This window comes from Hoylesella marshii DSM 16973 = JCM 13450 (genome assembly GCF_000146675.1).
GTDB classification, from domain to species: domain Bacteria; phylum Bacteroidota; class Bacteroidia; order Bacteroidales; family Bacteroidaceae; genus Prevotella; species Prevotella marshii.
Genome location: NZ_GL397214.1, coordinates 1,924,107 through 1,942,340, shown reverse-complemented (window position 1 = coordinate 1,942,340; position 18,234 = coordinate 1,924,107). Strand labels below are relative to the sequence as shown.

Here is an 18,234-nt window from a genome sequence, read left to right as displayed (position 1 = left end):
TCCCTCATTCATCAGTCATGGGTTATTACTCAAACTCTGCCTTAAGTATTCTCAGCACGTTGTCTACCGTCTCTTCTTCCAAGTCGGCTTTCTCTACGAGCATTTCGCGTGGAGCATTGATAACGGCCTTAGCCGTATCCAAGCCGATGGCCTTGATAGAATCGATAATCCATTTGTCGATTTCGTCTGAGAATTCATCAAGATAAATATCCTCGTCGATGTCTCCATCTTCTATTTCACGGAAGACATCGATGGTATATTCCGTCAGCATGGATGCCAACTTGATGTTCATGCCGCTACGTCCGATGGCCAGCGACACCTCTTCGGGTTTAAGGAATACTTCTGCCTTGCGATTTTCCTCATCTATGTTGATGCTGGATACTTTTGCCGGACTCAATGCACGCTGTATAAAGAGTTTGACGTTCGACGTGTAGTTAATCACATCTATATTCTCATTACACAACTCATACACAATGCCATGTACACGACTACCTCTCACGCCTACACATGCCCCTACAGGGTCGATGCGCTCATCATAGCTTTCCACAGCCACTTTGGCGCGTTCTCCGGGTATACGGGCTATCTTGCGCACGGTAATCAATCCGTCTCCAATTTCAGGGACCTCTGCCTCTAACAGTCTTTGCAGGAACATCGGACTTGTTCGAGACAGAATAATCTTAGGATTATTGTTCTCGTTGTCAACCCTTAGTATGACTGTTCTGATGGTTTCTCCCTTGCGATATTGGTCTGCAGGTATTTGTTCGGACTTAGGTAGAATCAATTCGTTGTTCTCGTCGTCCACAATCAGCACTTCGCGTTTCCATACCTGATACACCTCGCCGGATATGATTTGTCCCACTCTGTCCTTATACTTATTATATAAGGAGTCGTGTTCCAGTTCCAGAACTTTGGATGCAAGTGTCTGCCGAAGGTTTAATACAGCCCTGCGACCGAACTTTGCAAAGTCCACAGGTTCACTCACCTCTTCGCCTATTTCGTAATCTTTCTCTATCTTCTGTGCCTCAGACAATGATATTTCCTTGTTCTCGTCTTGCACTTCTCCATCTGCTACTACCACACGATTGCGGTATATTTCAAAGTCTCCTTTGTCCGGATTCACGATGACATCGAAGTTCTCGTCACTGCCAAACAATTTTGCGATGACATTGCGGAAGCTCTCTTCCAACACACTTACCAAGGTTGTGCGGTCTATGTTCTTTGTGTCTTTAAACTCCTTAAACGTTTCAATCATGTTAGGAGCCATCTCTTCAGTTTTTCTTACTGCCATAGTTATATTTTTGTTTTTGAATTTTCCATAAATGTATACCGCCTGTTGCAGTGGCGATGCTACCTATTCGTTTACTTGAAATTCAGTGAATAGCGTGTGTATTTCACCTCATCCATACGGAAAGTCTTGTCAACATCTACCCATATCGGGCGCTTCTTGCCTTCTTGCTTCTGTTTCTCCCGTACAGTAATCACGAAATCGTTGCCGGTCACATGTTTCAATATGCCGGTATATTTCATGCCTTCGGTATCAAGTACCTCTACTTCTTTACCAATGAAGTTGATGTATTGCTGCGCCACTTTGAAAGGTTGTCCCAGTCCGGCTGAGCCTACTTCTAACTCATAATCCTCCTCATCGCGGCTTAAGTGTTCCTCAATGAAGCGGCTTAAGGCCGCGCAGTCTTCTATCCAAACACCGTCGGCATGGTCTATTTCTACCACAATGCGGTTGTCTGAGCTTATTTCGATGTCCACGAGGAAGTATTCCTTATCCTGCAACCACTCTTCAACGAATGCCTTTACTACGTTTCTTTCTATCATAAACGGGTGTATAATTAAAAGAAAATGGAGAACTCTTTCGAGCTCCCCATTCCACTGAACGCTGCAAAGGTACGAAGAAAAATCAATCTCTGCAAGGTTTTCCCTATATTTTCTTTAATTTATAAGTTCCAATGAGTGGAAGAAAATATCGGACACCAATAGATAAAAATATAACAGCATCTTTCCGCTGTGGCATTCCCACAGGAAATATAGCAGAAGATCTTGTCCTGTGACTCTTGCAATAAGAAAGACCAAAGAAAACCAATCACTTTTAAGGTGGGTTAAAACCCGAAGCCGACACCAAGACCGAAGGGGTGGCAGGCTGGGCCGCTGTTCATCAGTTTGGTAAGACTGTAATGGGCGTAGACCGAGAACGAATTGAAACCGAAGTAGGCTTCAAGGTTCACTCCCACAGGGTTCGTGTTCAAGTTGCGGCTGACGGTATGGCGTTTGCTGCCGATTCTGTACTTGCTCTTTATTTCGCTCTTGATGTCGAGCGAGCAGCCTAAGCCCAAATACATCTGCTTTCCGGGCACCATTTTCTTCAACTCCATCATTATCGGTATTTTGCAGTAGCTGTACTTAATGAAGCTCGTCTTTACTTTTTCAGCGGTGTTTCTTACGAGTGTGGGCGTTCCGTCTACGTCGCTCAGCATGTAATTGGTTTGAAAATGGTTGTGTACAAAACCTGCTTGTAAGCCCGAAACAATGCCCAAGGTGTTGGCTTCGTTGAGTCCGACGCCTATTTGGAAGAAGGTAATTCCCCATTCTAACGATTTTACGTCCTTGCTGTGCATGTCTTTTCCGCCGTTCAGGAGATTCACGCCGATGAAGAAATCGGGGATATGACCATAGAAAGTGCTCCCACTTTTCTTGCGGACAGGCACGAAGGGCGAGGAAACAAAGAAGCGTTCGACCTCCTGACCGTCTACAAAGCTTGTTTCTTTGGTCTTCACGAGTGTGCTACCGTCGTTGTTGTAGACAGCCACATTGAGCGATACGCTGTCCGTGCTCAACACTATCTGCTTGTTGGCGTAGTGGATAGTCGTGTCGTTTTCTTCGGCAGCCATTGCTGGCACAGCCGAGATAAGTGCTAAGGTTAATAACAGATGTTTCATAATTGTATGTTTTTTGTTCTTATTCTGTGAGTGTTTGTTGCTGCCTGTCAGCGTTTGTTGTAGCATAGCTTCATGATGTCGTCGGGGCCGAGCGTGCCTTCTATGTAGATGATGGCACCGCTGTCGTTCGGCGCATTGCTGAAAAGGATATATCGGTTGTAGCCCGAAGGCAGCGGCGGCAGCATGTAGTAGCCGCTCGTAACCTTTCCGTCGTCTACGATTTCGCGTATTTTTCGGGCTTTCTTTCTGTCGGCATTCAGGTATGGGGCTATGCTTGCGCCAATCTTCTTATACGTCAGCGACTTGTAAACCTTGAGCTTGTAGCCCCGAAGAGTGGCGTCGTTCAGCACCACCATCTTGCAGTTTTGTGCCTTGCCGAAGCGTTCGAAAGCGATGCCCGTCTGCAAGTCGCTCTGTGCAGATGCTGGCATCAGAATGGCAAGCAGGCACAGTGTGAGTATGGTTCTTATCGTTTTATTCTTCATCGGTTGTTCCTCCTATCAGTGAAAGTGCGTTGAAATCCTCGTTGCCGTCGGTCGAAACCATATCGAGTGCCGCCTCTGCCTCGCGCTGCACCACCTCTTTGTTGGTGATTTGCTCGCCGTTCACGAAGGCGTAATCGCCTGTTTGTGTTGTGTTGAGGCGTACCACAAACATCGTTACAACCACTGCTGCGGCTGCCGAGACGGCTGCTATTATCCAGCTCGGCAGGCGTTTCCGTTGCTTCGTGGTGTGGGTTTCTGCTGTCGGTACAAACTTTTTCGTACTTTCCTTGCAGCGTTCCACGCTCTCCCAACGAAACAGGGCGTACAGTGGTTTCAGCTCGTTGGGCACCAGCAGCGGGTCTTGTGCGAAGAAACTGCGTAGCTGCTGCTCCTCTGCTGTCGTGGTTTCGCCGTCCAAGTACTTCTGAACCAAGCTGTTAATATCGTCTATTTGCATATCTTGTTTCCTCCTGTTGTCAGTCTTATAAACTCTTTCTGAATGCGTCGCCGTGCTCTCGACAGGTTCTGACGGAGTGCCTCGGGCGTGCAACCGCATATTTTTGCTATCTCTTCGTTCTCGTATCCGTCTATGTCCTTGAGTCGGAAGATTTGCCGTTGAAGCGGTGGCAGATGGTCTACAATCAGCCGTATCAGTTCCATATCGTCCTTTGTGGCGTTGCTGCCTTGCTCCGTGGCGAGTTCTTTCGGGTGTTCGCCTTCCGCACATTCGTGTTGTCTGTGTCGCCAATGGTCGATGGCTATGCCCTTGACAATCTTCGTTGCCAACGCCTCGATGTTGGGGTGGCTGTCCAATCGCTGGCGCATAGCCCACAGACGGAGGAATGTTTCCTGCACGAAATCTTCGGCTTCAACATCTCCACCCTCCAGCGTTGCTGCTACACGGAGCAGTCGGCTGCGCAGGTTCATCACCATTTGGTTGAATGTTTCTATTTCCATCGCTTTTCAATAGGTAAACGGACGAGTCGTCGTTTTGTGACATTCGGGTGCAAAAAAATCCGTTTTTCGTCTGTCTATTGTTCTTTCATAGTCTTAAAAACCGTCTTCATAGTCTTAAAAAACAAGTATCTCCCACTCGTTGCAAGCCAAGTCAGGAGAGGGAATAATGCCGTTGCGCTTTAGGTAGCTTATAATAATAAGAAGACACAAAGTGATAAGCCACATTGCGATAAGCATACTCTAATTGAGTTTTTTAGAACATATCCTTATTTAAAGCTCAACTTGCGCCTTGCTTATGAGTGTATGTATGAATTTGGCAAAGTCGGAGATGTCTCTTTCAACGCTTGCTTTCTCGAGTGCTGACATATAGTCCTTGCGTTTCTCTACAGGAATAATAGTCCATGGCAAACCAGCAGTAACAAGCATTGTGTTCATAATGAAGCGTGCTGTTCGCCCATTGCCGTCCATATAAGGATGGATATAGACGAAGAAGAAATGACCAAGTATAGCTCGGGCGAAGGCATCTTCCTCTTTGGCGAGCAGTTCACAGAACGTGGGCATAACAGCCCTAACAGCATCAGGACTTAATGGTGTGTGCTTCGAATTTCGAATATACACCTGATGATTGCGGTATCCGACAAGGTCCGATGGCTTGATGATGCCTGCTGTGATACACGGTTGAAATAGTTCGAAATGCCATTTGTCAAAATCATTTGCAACAGTCTCACCAGCGTTGTTATTCGTTAAAATCGTCCCTACGCTTTCCTTCACTGCTTCGAAAGCCTGATAGTAGCCTCGAGCTGCAAGTGCATTCTTCTGTTCAGTATCCCTTTCGTTATCTGTTGGATTCCAGTTGCCGTCTCTTACTTTCTCTATGAGTTCTTCTGTTACGCGATAGCCTTCTATAGAAAGAGAATGATAGGAGTCCTTTATATAGTTGGTTTCCATATTGGCAAGAACAATGTCCTTATCAGTAGAGCTAACTTGGAGCTTTAAGTCTAAAGACTGAATTTGCTTTTTCATTTCCGTCCACATAAGAGCCGTTCTGACAGAATAGGGCGATTGTATTGTGTCGATGAGAGGCGATTTTTCCTTAAATGGGTCTTCTTCACGAAGTTTATATCCCAGTCGCTGCATAAAAGAACTAATTTCATCTGCCATTTCTCCCTTGCCCATATTCCTTAAAGCTCCGCAGATACGCGAAGCTCTGGTTGTGTTGCCTTCGTCTGCTACAATCTTGATGATTTCGGAAGCATCTGTCAATTGAGATAAACATGTTCTCGCATTCAAGGGATCTGAGATGAAATACTGTGGTGTGCAGAAAACCAAAGCTTCCGCCAATGTGTATAGGCGAATACCGTATCTCGGTTCAACATATACATTCTTTGGAAGAGCAGCAGAGATATCCATCAGCGAATCTCCGAACTTCAACTTTATTATATTGTTGTTTGCTTTCGTAGCTTTGATTATCAATTGGGAAGGGCAGGTAGTTTCGCCCGCATGGAAAGAGAGCGATTCCTCTGCCGTTAGGCACCAATCGTTACCAAAGCGACCGTTGGCGTATGCAGCTATAAATTGCCAGTAAGAAGCATACCATACGGTAGTGTCGCCCTCATTCCCTGGGAACGACGGCATATACCACCCCTTGATGATTGGCTGCAGATATCCGTTTTCCAACAGACGTTTGGTATGCGTATCGCCAAGCACAGAATATCCTCTGATAATCATATTGTTATGACTGTCTTGATAATCTTTCAACACCTTCAGAGATTCAGCTAATTTTTCCTGTATACTTGCCATATCTTTCCTTTTTATGCACTGTTATTAGTATTAACACTTGCACTGTTATTAGTATTAACATCTGCATTACTATTAGTATTAACACTTAAACCAGCATTAGTTTTAACCCGACAAAAATACAAAATATTTTGGATGTTCCCTCATACGGGTAGCAATAAGTTGTAAGGATAATTCCCTTTAACCCCAAAGGAGCGACAGACCGACTGCTTCCAATCCTTCTGTCACTCCTTTGGGGCTTATCTTTCTATTGACTGTTCACGAGGACGATGCTTCCGCTTGTTTCCGTCCGTCGTCTTCCACCCTTACAAGTCTGATTGCATCACGATATTCTTCTATCGAACCCATGCTCTCTTATGACCGTTGGGTGGTTGCGTTTTCTCTCTTCTTCTATTGCATTTTCAGCGTTACTTTGGCAGGGTACACGCGTGAGGGATCGCCGAAGAGTGCCGTTGATTCTACCATCGTACCCACATTGGGGGTTATTTTATCATGGAAAACAGTCTTCCCGTTATACGTTACCTCTATGGGACGCGAGAAATCCACCTCGCTGATGTAGAGACAGAAGCTGCCCCCGATCTTCCCTTGGCCTGCTTTGGTTTCCACGACAAAGCGGTTTCCATCGTGCTGCACGTCGAAGAACAAACTGCTCCCTTTCTCGGGTTGCAGGTTTTGAAAGCCGAGATAGTACACGCCGGCAGCATAGCTGTCTTTGCCGTCGAGGTCGTAATAGCGGTAAGTTATCCGTTTCGGATAGTGCCTTCGCGTGTAGTTCAACAGCCATGGAATTACTTTCGTATAATCTATTTCATGGCCTTGTCCTGCCTGCAGATTCACTTCGTGCACAAAATCTTCCGGCCACTGCTCATGCAGAGCTTTCATTTCGAGTTGCCAGATACCTGCGTAGTCGGCACGACCATATTGATAGTCCTTCTCGCCCACTTCCATTCTGAAAGCCGTATTGCGGTAATTCTGTGCCTCTCCGTTTATTTTTTCGGCAGCGGCCATCGGGCCTACGCCGGCAAAATAGTCGGGCATGAAGATGCCGAGCCGCAGACTTCCGTACCCGCCTTCAGAGATACCGGTGAGATATACCTTGTCGGGATTCACCAACCCGCTAAGTACTGCCGCCTGTATCGCTTGCTTGAAAGCCACGCGCTTAGGCAGGAAATACCATCGTCCCTTGCGGTCGTCAGGCATACGGGGCACCATATAGGCCACGGGTTGTCCCTCTTGGAACACACGATGGGCAAGGTCGAAGTTGATTTCAAACTCCTCCGTGTTAATCAGACTTTCCCACGGACCGGGCGCATCGGCATATAAACCGCCGCCATGGAGGTGGATAATCAGCGGATAACCTCCGGCAGGACGGGCACCTTTGGTAAAGAGGCGCACTTTCATGCGTTCCTTTTCGGGTATTTCCCATACCGTTTCTTTATACGTTGCGTTCATGCCTGCGAAGTCGGAAACGCGTGTCCATCCCGTGTGCGCCTGCTTCCAAAGTTCCCAAATGCGACGTTGCTGTGTGCCGACATCAGCCGGTTCTATCTTCTCACGATACATTCCGGCCGATGGGGCGGCAGGTATCTCGGCATCGGATATGCTCCGATAATAACTGATAATCTCGCTATCCGTGGCCGGAACTACAGGAGTATCCTCCTGTTCGGACTGCTTACAGGAAGCGCCGAGCAAGAGGATACCACAGAAAAACACGTACAGACAAATGCTATATCTGTGTCTCATACAGTTCTCAATTAAGGGTTGTCAGTGGCTTCTTGAAAGTATTTCTTGTCGTCTGCTGCCCATCCCCATGCTTTGATATAAGCATCGATGGTACCTTTCGGCACAATGAAGTGGAGGAACACGTTGCCTTTGGCATCATCGAACTGAAGGTCTGAGAAAGCATCGTACGGACTTGTCGCCTTTTGGGGTGGTGTCGTTCCTTTGAAAACGATTTCTTTCAATGCTTTGTCATAGAGAAATGCACCGGCCTTTATTTCCTTTACGGCTGCCGGAATCACTACTTTTTGCAGTTTTTTGCAGCTCATCAGACAGTGTTTGGATATGATCTGCACTTTCTCGGGGAAAGTGAACTCCTCCAGACCGGCACCTTGGAACGCACCCTCACCAATGGTCAGCACCGATGAAGGCAATGTGATTTTGCGCAGTTTGGGCAGACCCGTAAAACCTTCTGCTTGAATATTCTCGAGCGAATTGCCGGGGAATACGAGCTCTTCGAGGTTGCTCATGTAGATAAACCACGGCCAAGCACCGGCAATACTCTGCAGGTTGGCGGGGGCAATGAGCTTCTTGATGTTCCTGAAGTCTTTAAAACCGGTACTTTCATCCGATAGTTTCAGCGTAGCGCCGCTGATGTCGAGCACCTCGAGTGTTTTTGTTTGTTTCAGTGTATCGAGGTCTTCATCGTTGATATTGCCGCTTTTGATGGTGAGGTAGCGCAACTCTTTCACATTGCTCTTCTTGAGTAGCTCGGTCAGTTTACCGGCTTCCAGCTGCTCTACCACTAATTCTCCGGGGGCAAGTGCATTGGTTCCTGTCTCGTCAATATATGCATACTTGAATTGGATATTTCCCAAAGTGCCGTCGGCTCCGTGATGGTTTGTGAACTGGAGTTTCACGTAATGACCGTCTGCTGTGCGCACAATATATACCGTAGGCTTTACAGACAGCGACATGCCCTTCATGGTGTACCATTCCGTAAAGGCGGGGTTACACATCTTTTCCACAGTGACAGGAGGCATACTGCGCAACGACATAACATTCATTTTCCTGTCGGTAAGCCATTCGTTCTTAGCGTCTCCCTCTAAAAAGGGTTTCACTGTTTTCACAGCATCAAAGTCCGTGTATCGTGTCACGTAGACAGCACCGTTGTTGGTGCGACCGTTCAGCATGTCGAAAGCGATGTCCCAGCTCTTCGTTCCCGGTGTTTCTGCCGTTGTTGCATCTACCATTTGGTTCGTGGCAAACGAGAAATAAGCGAAGCCGCTCTTAGTCATTTTCAGTTCCGTGCTGACCGTTCCTTGCGGACGAGGCGAGGGAGTGGGGTCGTCATCATGCGAACATGCGGTGAAAAAGAACACGCCGCACATCAAAGCACCAGCAATGCTGGATGATTTTACAAAAGTTTTCATCATGTAATGTTTGGATAATGTAAATAATTAAATGGGTTTGTTTTACGGCGCAAAATTAAGTCTTTACAGTCAGTATCACAATACCTAAAAATTGGTATTCGGCCAATGCTCGTATATATAATAAGGTAATACGACATGAAAAAAGCCGTGGAAATCCTCAATAATAGGGAGGCAAGACGATGGCGGAGATGCGGCGAGAGATGAAAAGTTTTGTTGTTTCCGAGAAAAACCGTATTTTTGTACCATTCATTTATTAAAAACAAGCAATCATGTCAGTAACAACCGTTAAGTTTCAGGGCAAGGCTCGCAATGAAGCCACCCACCATGCCACCCACGAGATTTTACATACCGATGCGGGAAAAGCATCGGGCGGACTCGGCGAATATGGCACTCCCGTAAGCCTTTTGGCCACTTCCTTGGCCGCATGTGCCATGACCACCATGGAAATAGCTGCCGAAAAAGCCGGCATAGACTTCACAGGCTGCCGCGCCGAAGTGGGCGAATATGAGTTGGATATGGAAAACCTGCGGGTGAAAAGGCTCCAAATTGAGTTTCATCTGAAGGCAGAGTTCGACGAGAAATTTCGTAAGAAATTAGAACACTTTGCACATAAGGGCTGTATCGTGGGCAATACCCTCGACACCGAAAAGGACTTTACATTTATCTACGAGTAAGCATCGGCACTCTTTGCATGCCTTGATGAAGTATTGCAAGCAGCACGTCTCTTATTTTAGAGGTTGCTTGCTGAAAGACGAAACAAACTGAAAATCCTTGGTCTCTGAGTATTCCGAGACCAAGGATTGATGGCTTTTAAAACAACGGATTCTACTGTTCTGCTTTTTGTTTTTCAGCAGCTTTACAACCCACACTTACCTGCGGCTTTTTTAAAGCTATGCTTTTACGCCCTCATCTCATAGCTTTCACACGCTCAGAGCTATGCTTCAATGAGTTCAAAGCTATGCTTTCTCCTGTTTGTTTGTATGTTACTGTTTCTTAGCAAGTTATGTTCTGTTGCGTTTCCTTACTCCTTCAAATGAGAAGATAGCAAGGAGGATATGAACTAAAAGGCTTTCAACGCGTCTTCCCCTCTTTGCTGTGAAGGGGAGGAAAAGACCTATGTATATGCGAGTTCGGGATAAGAGAGTCTTATCTAATAGCCCCAAAGGGGCGACAGACCTTAGACAGGGGTAAGCGATAGCGCAGCCCCTGTGTCGCGGAATCCCGCTATCTAAGCCCTGAAACGAAGTTCGCTGAAACGGAGAGGAAGCAAAGGGTGACAGAACACTAATCCTCCGTCACCCCTACGGGGTTCATCTTTCTACACATGCTTATCAGGGGTTACGCTCTTACGAGCTTCACACCCTGCCTAAGGTCTTACGCCCCCTCGGGGCTTACAGTCTGATAGCCTTATCCCGAATTTGCATATATTATAATGCTATGAGACGTAGGGTAAGCTCTGAAACGAACGTTCGCTGTGCGGAGCGGAGCGGAAACGAAGTTCGCTGACACGAAGAGGAAGCAAAGCAAAGCGTGTAAGATGTCAGCCCAGCGCATAGCGCTGGGTATAGAGCATTCCCCGAAATAGAGCGCTGTAAGTGCGACACATCCTTATCAAACATCAACTTGGAAATGAAAGAAAAGGGTCTGTCGCACTTACAGCGCTCCTTTTTCTGCCGGTCGTTTACCCAAGGCGTTGCCTTGGGCTAACATCTTGCGCGCCTACAGCGCTTTATTTTCAATCATTAATAGCATATAGTTGCGGCTTCCACCGCCCCATATTCGTTTCGCTCATGAGGAAGGAATAAGTTCTAAAAGAGTATGATTGTGGGGTGTATCAATACCATATTAGAATAGTGTGAGGTGTAATGTAAGCTCTGAAAGAGCGTAAGATGTCAGCCCAGCGCATAGCGCTGGGTATAGAGCATTCCCCGAAATGGAGCGCTGTAAGTGCGATACATCCTTATCAAACATCTATATGAAAATGAAATAAAAAGGTCTGTCGCACTTACAGCGCTCCTTTTTCTGCCGGTCGTTTACCCAAGGCGTTGCCTTGGGCTGACATCTTGCGCGCCTGCAGCGCTCTATTTTCAATCATTAATAGCATATAGTTGCGGCTTCCACCGCCCCATATTCGTTTCGCTCATGAGGCAGGAATAAGTTCTAAAAGAGTATGATTGTGGGGTGTATCAACACCATATTAGAATAGTGTGAGATGTAATGTAAGCTCTGCAAACGCGTAAGATATTAGCCCAGCACACAACACCGAGTAGATAACATTTTCTGAAGTAAGCGCTGTAAGCGCGTAAGATATCAGCCCAGCGCATAGCGCTGGGTATAGAGCAATCCCCGAAATAGAGCGCTGTAAGTGCGATACATCTTTATCAAACATCAACTTGGAAATGAAATAAAAAGGTCTGTCGCACTTACAGCGTTTACCTTCTAATCATTAATGGCATGTAATTGCGATTTTCACCAATGCATCTTCTACCCGTTCATAATAACGGGAGTAAGCTCTGAAAGAGCGTATGTATTGTCCGTTAGTGAGCTGGCTGCCGGTCATCGCGTATCATTCGCAGGCCAATATCTGCGATACCGGGCAGGATATCGCGTTTCATGCCGTGACGAATGCACACATGCAGGCTGTCGCCGGCTTGCAAATCGATGCGTGTAATGGGGAAATTGTATTGGTAGTAGCTGATACCCTGCCCCTCGCTGATGCCTTTTTGGTTGATGAGTCGGCAGTTCAGCGTGTCTGTCAGCACACGATGTTGGGGCTCTATCGTCTGCTCCACAATGAGATAAAGGTTCATAAAGGGGTAAGCCCCATTGATTCTCAATCCTAAGAACTGTTGATACATGCCGCCGGCAGTTAGCTTCGGTATGTCGAACACCAGCGTATCGTTCTTTTCCCAGCCAGCTATCGGCGTATGACTGTAGTGGTCATACACCGTATGGCGGTTGCATGAAGATAGAAGCCCCATGCCCATGACCGCTATTATATATAAGGTGGAACAGATGCGGCTCATGTTTTCAATGGGTCGATGGATGGTTTTGCGACTGTCGGGGTTCGCGGTTCGCCTGTCCGTTGCTGTCCTGCCGGCTGTGGCGATGGGGTCTGTTACTCTGTTGCCGAGCCTGTCGGGGTGCCTGTTCGTTAGCATTGGGGGTGGTTTCCTCTCCTTCTTTGCGGGACAGAGCAGTTGCACGGTTGCGGTTTTTGTTGCGCTTTTTCTTCTTTTTGGCTTTGTCGAAGCGGGTCAAACTCTCTCCTGCTAACAAATCGACAGGCTTTTCGGGCTGTTTCTGCCGGTCGTTTTCTATGAGCGACAACGGCTTTTCTCCCTGTTTATTCATCTCTATGATTTCGTGGGCACGTGCTATCGTGATGGTTTCGAGATGAGCGGCCATGTGTTTGTCGGTAGAGTAGGTGATGAGTCCGGCTAATATATCGCTCTTAAAATGATAGAAATCCGCATCGGCTGTCTGTAAAATGATGTCTTTGGCCGGTATCTTTCGTCCGGCTTCCACATAGGTATCAACCTCGTAGTTGAGGCAACATTTCAGTTTGCCGCACATGCCAGCCAACTTCTGAGGATTGAGGGAAACGTCTTGGAAGCGTGCTGCATTGGTACTCACGGAGACAAAGTTCTTCATCCAAGTTGCGCAGCAAAGCTCGCGCCCGCAAGGTCCTGTTCCGCCGATGCGCCCTGCTTCTTGGCGCGCCCCTATCTGTTTCATCTCTATGCGCACGTGGAACGCGTCGGCAAACACCTTGATGAGCTGGCGAAAGTCCACTCGTTCGTCGGCGATATAATAGAAGATAGCTTTATTACCGTCGCCTTGGTATTCCACATCGCCAATCTTCATCTGCAAGCCTAACTGCTTGGCCAACTGCCGGCTCTTAATCATCGTATCGTGTTCGCGTGCTTTTGCCTCGTAAAACTTCTCCATATCCACGGGCTTAGCTAAGCGATAGATGCGTTTGATGTCGTCGGCCGACTTGAGATTTGCTTTCTTGATTTGGAGCTTTACCAAGCGTCCCGTCATCGTTACCACCCCGATATCGTGTCCCGGGCTGGCTTCCACGGCCACGGTATCGCCTGTTTTTAGGTCGAGAGCATTCACATTATGATAATATCCCTTACGGGTGTTCTTGAACTGTACCTCAACCAAGTCGGTGCTCTCTGCGTTTCCGGGAACATCAGACAGCCAATCGAACGTGTTGAGTTGCCGCTTTTGCCGGCCGCAACCTTTGCTGCAACCTTCGCATCCGCATTGGTCGGCTATTTTGAATTGCATGTTTTTAAAATCCATTCTTTTGCTTTTTGAAGACCGCAACGAAGATGCCGTGAAACGGAAGACGGACTTCCGCAGCGTGCCCTCTGTCGGCGGTCGGTGTATAGGGTGACAGAAGCGGCGGTCGGCGCCGTCGCGTTCCGTAGTGATGTGCTGTTCTTTATTTCCTAATCAGCAAGACGATAAGCTTTAAAGCCAAGTCGAAGAACACGATTTTGGGATTCGCATTCTGCACGATGTCTCGCTGTGCGCGTCCTAAAAGCTCGCTGATGTCGATAACGTTGGCCTCGTTGATGAATACGCAGAAGCGCTTGGCGAAGTTCTCTTCCTCTGCCGTCATGTAGTTGAGGTCGGCGTTTCTGAAGTTGTAGACAAAGTTTTCGCGTATCATTCGCTGAAAATACGTGAGCAACCGCTTCTGCTTCTCTCGGCCGTAGGCGGAGACCGTCTCCGTCCATCGTTTCAGTTCCTTGATGTTGCGGGCGTATGCCAATCTCATCAGAAGGATGAAAAGGTCGAAGAAAAGCCTGTTTTCGTTGTCGGCATCGAGGGTTTCCAAGGCGTGTGTCCAACTGCCGCCGGCGATTCGGGCGATGCGTCGGGCGGTATCGGGGTCGAGCCCTCGCTGTTCCGTCAGTGCCTTTTCTATGGCCGATGTGGCAATGCGCTTCACGTCGATGCGCTGTACGCGGCTCTTGATAGTATCTAAAAGCAGCGACGGGTCTTCGCACACAAGGATGAAAACGGTTTGCTGCGGCGGTTCTTCCAGCAGCTTTAAGAGTTTATTGGCGCTGGTGAGATTCATGCGTTCCGGCAGCCATACGATACTCACCTTATAGCCTCCTTGGCTCGATTTCAGACTGAGCTTCTTCAAAAGCTCGTCGCTTTCGGCACCCGTAATGACCGCTTGCTGGTTGGCAGCGCCCATTTCCGTCATCCATTGGCTTAGCGTGAAATAAGGACTTTGCAAGAGCAGGTGTCGCCATTCCTTAGCGAAGTCGTCGCTCACGGGTTGATGTTCGCTGCCCATCGCCGCGAGTTTGATGGTGGGAAAGGTGAAATGAAGGTCGGGATGCTCCCATTTCCGCAGCATGACACATTGCGGACAGGTCTCGCAAGCATCGCTGTCTGCATGTCCGTGGGTGCAGAGCAGACGCGAGGCGAAAGCCAATGCCAGCGCCATCTTCCCGCTTCCCGACGGTCCGCACAGCATGAGCGCATGAGGAACGCGCCCCTCTTCCACGAGCATCTGCAATCTTCTGCCCGTCTCTTCCTGCCCTATGACGTCTGCAAATTTCATCTTCCACCGGCGTAGTTGCGTGCAAAAATACAAAAAAAAAGTCGCTTCGTTGGGTATTTCACATTATTTTGATAGCCATGCAGCTATGCCCACAGCAACACCGAGCCTATGGGTTTCTCATCAAACAGAAAGCTCCCAAGGAACGGCAGACCACAGGCGAGGCAATATGCCATAGCCCTCCGCTTGATGTCCACAGCAGAATAGAGCACTTGACTTTTGCGATACAAAACAAGTGGCACGCATCATTTCGACGCGTGCCACCGATGTTCAAATAGCAAATAGCAATTAGTAAAGAGTTTTCTTCTGCGGGTTTCCCCCTTATGGTTTCTTCTTTTCTTTCTTCGCAGGTGCCGGCACTTGCTCAAAGCTCACGTCTTTTAGCTCGAAATATTTGCGCGAGAGCGTGAGGCGGACAACGGGTTTAACGATGTGTTCGGCAGCATGAAACGGTTTGCCTTTGGGCACGGCATGACTGCGAAATGAGGGTGTAAGCGTGCCCATGTCGCCAAACTCCACGCTGTCGCCGTTGGCCACAATGTCGCGTGCTGTAGAGACAGCCTCGTTCAGCATGGCCGCAACCTCTCGTTCTGAGAACGTGGTGTTCTTGGCCACCTGTTTACAAAAGTTACGGAAGTCTACACGTTTCCGGCCGGTGGGTATGGCCGTCTGCATCTCTTGTCCCTTGTTGGGACCTACGTTCATGGTCTTCGTCTGTACGAAGAATTGTAAAGGTTTGTTTGCCATTGGCATTAGTTGTTGCCCCGTTTGTTAAGAGACACCGGCGGGGTTGGTTGAGTTACTTTTACCGGTCGTCTTTTTGGCTTATATTCTTTAGTCAGTGAGCGGACAGAATTTTGCTGGTGAGCAGATTTCTTTTTGCTGGTGAGCAAACTTTTGTCTGCTGGTGAGCTCATTTTTGCCCGCTCACCGACCGTGATTTTCTATGCTTTAATATGCCACGAAGGGGCGGACACAGATATTTGTTGATAATCTGTGGCGATACCCTATGTTCATTATTATGTCGTTGAAATATGTAATAAGACTACTACCGGGAGCATATCCATATTCTGAACTCGACCAATAATATTTATTATACACTATTATAGACGCACCATTAGCAGCTTTAAAAGCGTAATTGATTGCATTGATATTACATCTTGCATTGCCTACTGATAGATTGTTTCGGAATCCTAATTTTTCAGCAATTTGTCTCCAATCGTAAAGACTAGGTAAATACCATACTTCCCGCTTATTCAAATTTGAGGCTAATGGTTTTCCCTTTAAATGGCTAATTAAATCGCCACTTCCATAAAAGTATCCTGCATAATAAAATGCAGGATATTCACTTGGTTTATCCGCTTTTATTGTATTAGGAGTTCGAGTTCCTGCTTTTTCCCATGTCCAATATAAGCCTTTATCTTCTGTTGGTTTCCATGCATCATCCATTGAATAATACCAAATATCATTTGCTCTATCAGTAACATTTATAGCATACCATCGTGCCCCATTTCCCCCATTAGCATCCCATAAAGAGATAGCTCTTTTGTTTACTGCATCGAACACAACAGCGATGGGCACGTGGCTTTGGCGGTCGGCATCTTTGAGGTGACCAGTCTTGCCGTCTTCATACAAATAGAGGTAGCGCGGCAGGATTTTGATGGTAAGCGTATAAGAACCATTGGCTTCGAAGGGTATGGAGCCCTTTAAACTGCGCGTGCCGTTGGTATTCAATGCAGAATTGTAGACCGAGCCGCCCGTGATGCTATACACCAAATCCTCGGGTTTTGTGCCGGCAAGCACCGAAAGATACTGGTTACCGGTCAAGGAATTCAGACTACCTAAAGTTGCATCATTCACCGTTCCTGAGACATTGTAGGCTTGTGCCTCGTCCTCAGGAGATGTGTTCTTGTTTGTACTTGGTATGTATGAACCGATGTATGAACCTGCTGTATACGTTACCTTATAATCTGCTGATGCAGGAATGCGATTTGCAAGATAACCCAAGGTGCCATTTACTCCCGTAGGTTCCATGGCTGCGATAAGTTTTGTTCTTACGCGTGCACCCATACGTTGCATAGTAAAGAATACCATGGTATTGGTGTGCTGGGTATAGGCTGCTGCTTGGTGATTAATCAATGCTGTTTCTGCATTGGCAAGATCTACGGTAAATGTGCCGTCGTTGTTGTCTTGTACCTTATCGTTGAAACAAACAAAACTATAACTGCCGGTTGGTAACGATTTGAATGCGCTTCTTGAACTCGTGTACGTCACAAATCCGCTACTCACTGTAAAGGTGAGTTTCTGTTGTATGCGCACGCCATCTTTGTAGGCTACGATGGTGTAATTGCCATCACTCATTGGCTTCGGAGCTCGCGTTGCGGCAGGAGCAGGGTCGCGTTCAATGCTTATTTCTGCTTCTACACTCTCTCCCAAATTCACTTCTTGTCGAGCAATAATGGGTTTTGCACTGCGCATCTGGATTTCTGTGTCGGCACCAAACGCTGCTTCTGCGATGCTAAACTGCAAGTTGCCGGCATCAATGGTTATTCTTTTATCTTCTGTCGTGTCGTTGTCCGTGTCGTTGCTGCAAGCCATCGGTAAGGCAACCATGAGTAACAGACTTGCTCTGCATAGTAATTGTTTCATCTTTTCTTTCCTTTTACTGATTAAAAACCTAAATCTACTTCAAACTCGTCGCCCTCTTGGTCGCCCTTGTCTTCGTAGTCTTCCTCTTGTGAACCGTTATGGGGCGTAACTGTAGAGCAGATTAATTGATTGTTTTCTGCTTCTATGACCTCACACCACGGTGCAAGATAAGGGAGCTTGATTTCCTGATTTCTTTTCATCTTTCTAATTGTTTTGAGTGAATAAAATTGAAGTAATTTCTGCCTTTCCGCACCATGCAAATGGGCATGAAAAAGCGAACAAAGGGAACTCCTGTGAGCCCTTTGTTTATGGGGGATACGACACGCTTCGCGCGCGCGTATGTGAAAATGTTTAAAGTGTTATCTGACTGGCGGTGCGAATGTGTGTGTGTGTGTGTGTGTTACACTTTTTTCTGGTGTATGCAAATATAAAGCGTTAAAAGATGCAGAAAAACACACTTTCTTCTGCACCGCATTCATCGTCGTATGATGGTTACTTATTTGCTTCATGGCGGCAAAGGTAAGCAAAGTTTGTGAAACGCCCAAAGGTTTTCTTAAAAAAGGACGTAACCTGCACGATGGTTCCCTACGAGCGGGGGGAAAAGAAAACGGGGACAAACCGTTGCCAGATGTCCCCGTTAGTGTAGTGAAAGAGGC

Annotated in this window: 16 protein-coding genes; 1 reads left to right on the top strand and 15 read right to left on the bottom strand. The window is 47.2% G+C overall.

Features of this window, described 5'->3' with window-relative positions; all coding sequences use genetic code 11:
- Positions 1-25 precede the first annotated feature (25 nt).
- From nusA to HMPREF0658_RS08000, 9 genes are all read right to left on the bottom strand, one after another.
- A complete protein-coding gene (nusA, locus tag HMPREF0658_RS08040) occupies positions 26-1,288 on the bottom strand; it encodes a transcription termination factor NusA (RefSeq protein ID WP_006950030.1) in 1,263 nt (420 codons plus the stop codon).
- 71 nt (positions 1,289-1,359) lie between these two features.
- Positions 1,360-1,827 (bottom strand): ribosome assembly cofactor RimP, encoded by a 468-nt coding sequence (gene rimP, locus HMPREF0658_RS08035; RefSeq protein ID WP_006950028.1) that lies wholly within the window; start codon positions 1,825-1,827, stop codon positions 1,360-1,362.
- Positions 1,828-2,108: 281 nt separating this feature from the next.
- Positions 2,109-2,945, bottom strand: coding sequence for a hypothetical protein (locus HMPREF0658_RS08030; protein ID WP_040557860.1), 837 nt, complete (start codon positions 2,943-2,945; stop codon positions 2,109-2,111).
- Between the two features lie 47 nt (positions 2,946-2,992).
- Entirely contained in the window at positions 2,993-3,430 is a 438-nt protein-coding gene (locus tag HMPREF0658_RS08025) for a DUF6108 family protein (RefSeq protein ID WP_006950025.1), read from the bottom strand.
- Positions 3,420-3,887, bottom strand: a complete 468-nt coding sequence (locus HMPREF0658_RS08020; protein ID WP_006950021.1) for a hypothetical protein — start codon at positions 3,885-3,887, stop codon at positions 3,420-3,422. The genes HMPREF0658_RS08025 and HMPREF0658_RS08020 overlap by 11 nt, the downstream gene beginning before the upstream one ends.
- Positions 3,878-4,387 carry an RNA polymerase sigma factor gene (locus HMPREF0658_RS08015; RefSeq protein ID WP_006950019.1) on the bottom strand — a complete coding sequence of 170 codons (510 nt, stop codon included), beginning with the start codon at positions 4,385-4,387 and terminating at the stop codon, positions 3,878-3,880. Before HMPREF0658_RS08015 ends, HMPREF0658_RS08020 begins: the two co-directional genes overlap by 10 nt.
- Positions 4,388-4,657: 270 nt before the next feature.
- Positions 4,658-6,187 (bottom strand): Fic family protein, encoded by a 1,530-nt coding sequence (locus HMPREF0658_RS08010; RefSeq protein WP_006950012.1) that lies wholly within the window; start codon positions 6,185-6,187, stop codon positions 4,658-4,660.
- Between the two features lie 387 nt (positions 6,188-6,574).
- Positions 6,575-7,927, bottom strand: coding sequence for an alpha/beta hydrolase family protein (locus HMPREF0658_RS08005; protein WP_006950011.1), 1,353 nt, complete (start codon positions 7,925-7,927; stop codon positions 6,575-6,577).
- 11 nt (positions 7,928-7,938) lie between these two features.
- Positions 7,939-9,339 (bottom strand): HmuY family protein, encoded by a 1,401-nt coding sequence (locus tag HMPREF0658_RS08000; protein ID WP_006950010.1) that lies wholly within the window; start codon positions 9,337-9,339, stop codon positions 7,939-7,941.
- A 266-nt stretch (positions 9,340-9,605) separates the two neighbouring features.
- Between HMPREF0658_RS08000 and HMPREF0658_RS07995 the strand changes: the two genes are divergently transcribed.
- Complete coding sequence (locus HMPREF0658_RS07995; protein ID WP_006950009.1) at positions 9,606-10,010, top strand: OsmC family protein; 405 nt, start codon at positions 9,606-9,608, stop codon at positions 10,008-10,010.
- A 1,863-nt stretch (positions 10,011-11,873) separates the two neighbouring features.
- On the opposite strand, the gene HMPREF0658_RS07990 is transcribed toward HMPREF0658_RS07995, so the two are convergent.
- The 6 genes from HMPREF0658_RS07990 to HMPREF0658_RS07965 all read right to left on the bottom strand — a co-directional run bounded on the left by HMPREF0658_RS07990 (position 11,874) and on the right by HMPREF0658_RS07965 (position 17,778).
- Positions 11,874-12,362, bottom strand: coding sequence for a gliding motility lipoprotein GldH (locus tag HMPREF0658_RS07990; protein ID WP_040557725.1), 489 nt, complete (start codon positions 12,360-12,362; stop codon positions 11,874-11,876).
- A 4-nt stretch (positions 12,363-12,366) separates the two neighbouring features.
- Positions 12,367-13,650, bottom strand: coding sequence for a PSP1 domain-containing protein (locus HMPREF0658_RS07985; RefSeq protein ID WP_006950004.1), 1,284 nt, complete (start codon positions 13,648-13,650; stop codon positions 12,367-12,369).
- A gap of 142 nt (positions 13,651-13,792) precedes the next feature.
- Entirely contained in the window at positions 13,793-14,932 is a 1,140-nt protein-coding gene (locus HMPREF0658_RS07980; protein WP_024990855.1) for a DNA polymerase III subunit, read from the bottom strand.
- 318 nt (positions 14,933-15,250) lie between these two features.
- Positions 15,251-15,676 carry an HU family DNA-binding protein gene (locus HMPREF0658_RS07975; protein ID WP_036883750.1) on the bottom strand — a complete coding sequence of 142 codons (426 nt, stop codon included), beginning with the start codon at positions 15,674-15,676 and terminating at the stop codon, positions 15,251-15,253.
- A 204-nt stretch (positions 15,677-15,880) separates the two neighbouring features.
- Positions 15,881-17,578 carry a hypothetical protein gene (locus tag HMPREF0658_RS07970; protein WP_006950000.1) on the bottom strand — a complete coding sequence of 566 codons (1,698 nt, stop codon included), beginning with the start codon at positions 17,576-17,578 and terminating at the stop codon, positions 15,881-15,883.
- Between the two features lie 20 nt (positions 17,579-17,598).
- Positions 17,599-17,778 (bottom strand): hypothetical protein, encoded by a 180-nt coding sequence (locus HMPREF0658_RS07965; RefSeq protein WP_036883764.1) that lies wholly within the window; start codon positions 17,776-17,778, stop codon positions 17,599-17,601.
- Positions 17,779-18,234: the final 456 nt, after the last annotated feature.

Coding starts and splice junctions, on each gene's coding strand:
- nusA (WP_006950030.1), bottom strand. CDS start 1,288: ATGGCAGTAAGAAAAACTGAAGAGATGGCTCCTAACATGATTGAAACG.
- rimP (WP_006950028.1), bottom strand. CDS start 1,827: ATGATAGAAAGAAACGTAGTAAAGGCATTCGTTGAAGAGTGGTTGCAG.
- HMPREF0658_RS08030 (WP_040557860.1), bottom strand. CDS start 2,945: ATGAAACATCTGTTATTAACCTTAGCACTTATCTCGGCTGTGCCAGCA.
- HMPREF0658_RS08025 (WP_006950025.1), bottom strand. CDS start 3,430: ATGAAGAATAAAACGATAAGAACCATACTCACACTGTGCCTGCTTGCC.
- HMPREF0658_RS08020 (WP_006950021.1), bottom strand. CDS start 3,887: ATGCAAATAGACGATATTAACAGCTTGGTTCAGAAGTACTTGGACGGC.
- HMPREF0658_RS08015 (WP_006950019.1), bottom strand. CDS start 4,387: ATGGAAATAGAAACATTCAACCAAATGGTGATGAACCTGCGCAGCCGA.
- HMPREF0658_RS08010 (WP_006950012.1), bottom strand. CDS start 6,187: ATGGCAAGTATACAGGAAAAATTAGCTGAATCTCTGAAGGTGTTGAAA.
- HMPREF0658_RS08005 (WP_006950011.1), bottom strand. CDS start 7,927: ATGAGACACAGATATAGCATTTGTCTGTACGTGTTTTTCTGTGGTATC.
- HMPREF0658_RS08000 (WP_006950010.1), bottom strand. CDS start 9,339: ATGATGAAAACTTTTGTAAAATCATCCAGCATTGCTGGTGCTTTGATG.
- HMPREF0658_RS07995 (WP_006950009.1), top strand. CDS start 9,606: ATGTCAGTAACAACCGTTAAGTTTCAGGGCAAGGCTCGCAATGAAGCC.
- HMPREF0658_RS07990 (WP_040557725.1), bottom strand. CDS start 12,362: ATGAGCCGCATCTGTTCCACCTTATATATAATAGCGGTCATGGGCATG.
- HMPREF0658_RS07985 (WP_006950004.1), bottom strand. CDS start 13,650: ATGGATTTTAAAAACATGCAATTCAAAATAGCCGACCAATGCGGATGC.
- HMPREF0658_RS07980 (WP_024990855.1), bottom strand. CDS start 14,932: ATGAAATTTGCAGACGTCATAGGGCAGGAAGAGACGGGCAGAAGATTG.
- HMPREF0658_RS07975 (WP_036883750.1), bottom strand. CDS start 15,676: ATGGCAAACAAACCTTTACAATTCTTCGTACAGACGAAGACCATGAAC.
- HMPREF0658_RS07970 (WP_006950000.1), bottom strand. CDS start 17,578: ATGAAACAATTACTATGCAGAGCAAGTCTGTTACTCATGGTTGCCTTA.
- HMPREF0658_RS07965 (WP_036883764.1), bottom strand. CDS start 17,778: ATGAAAAGAAATCAGGAAATCAAGCTCCCTTATCTTGCACCGTGGTGT.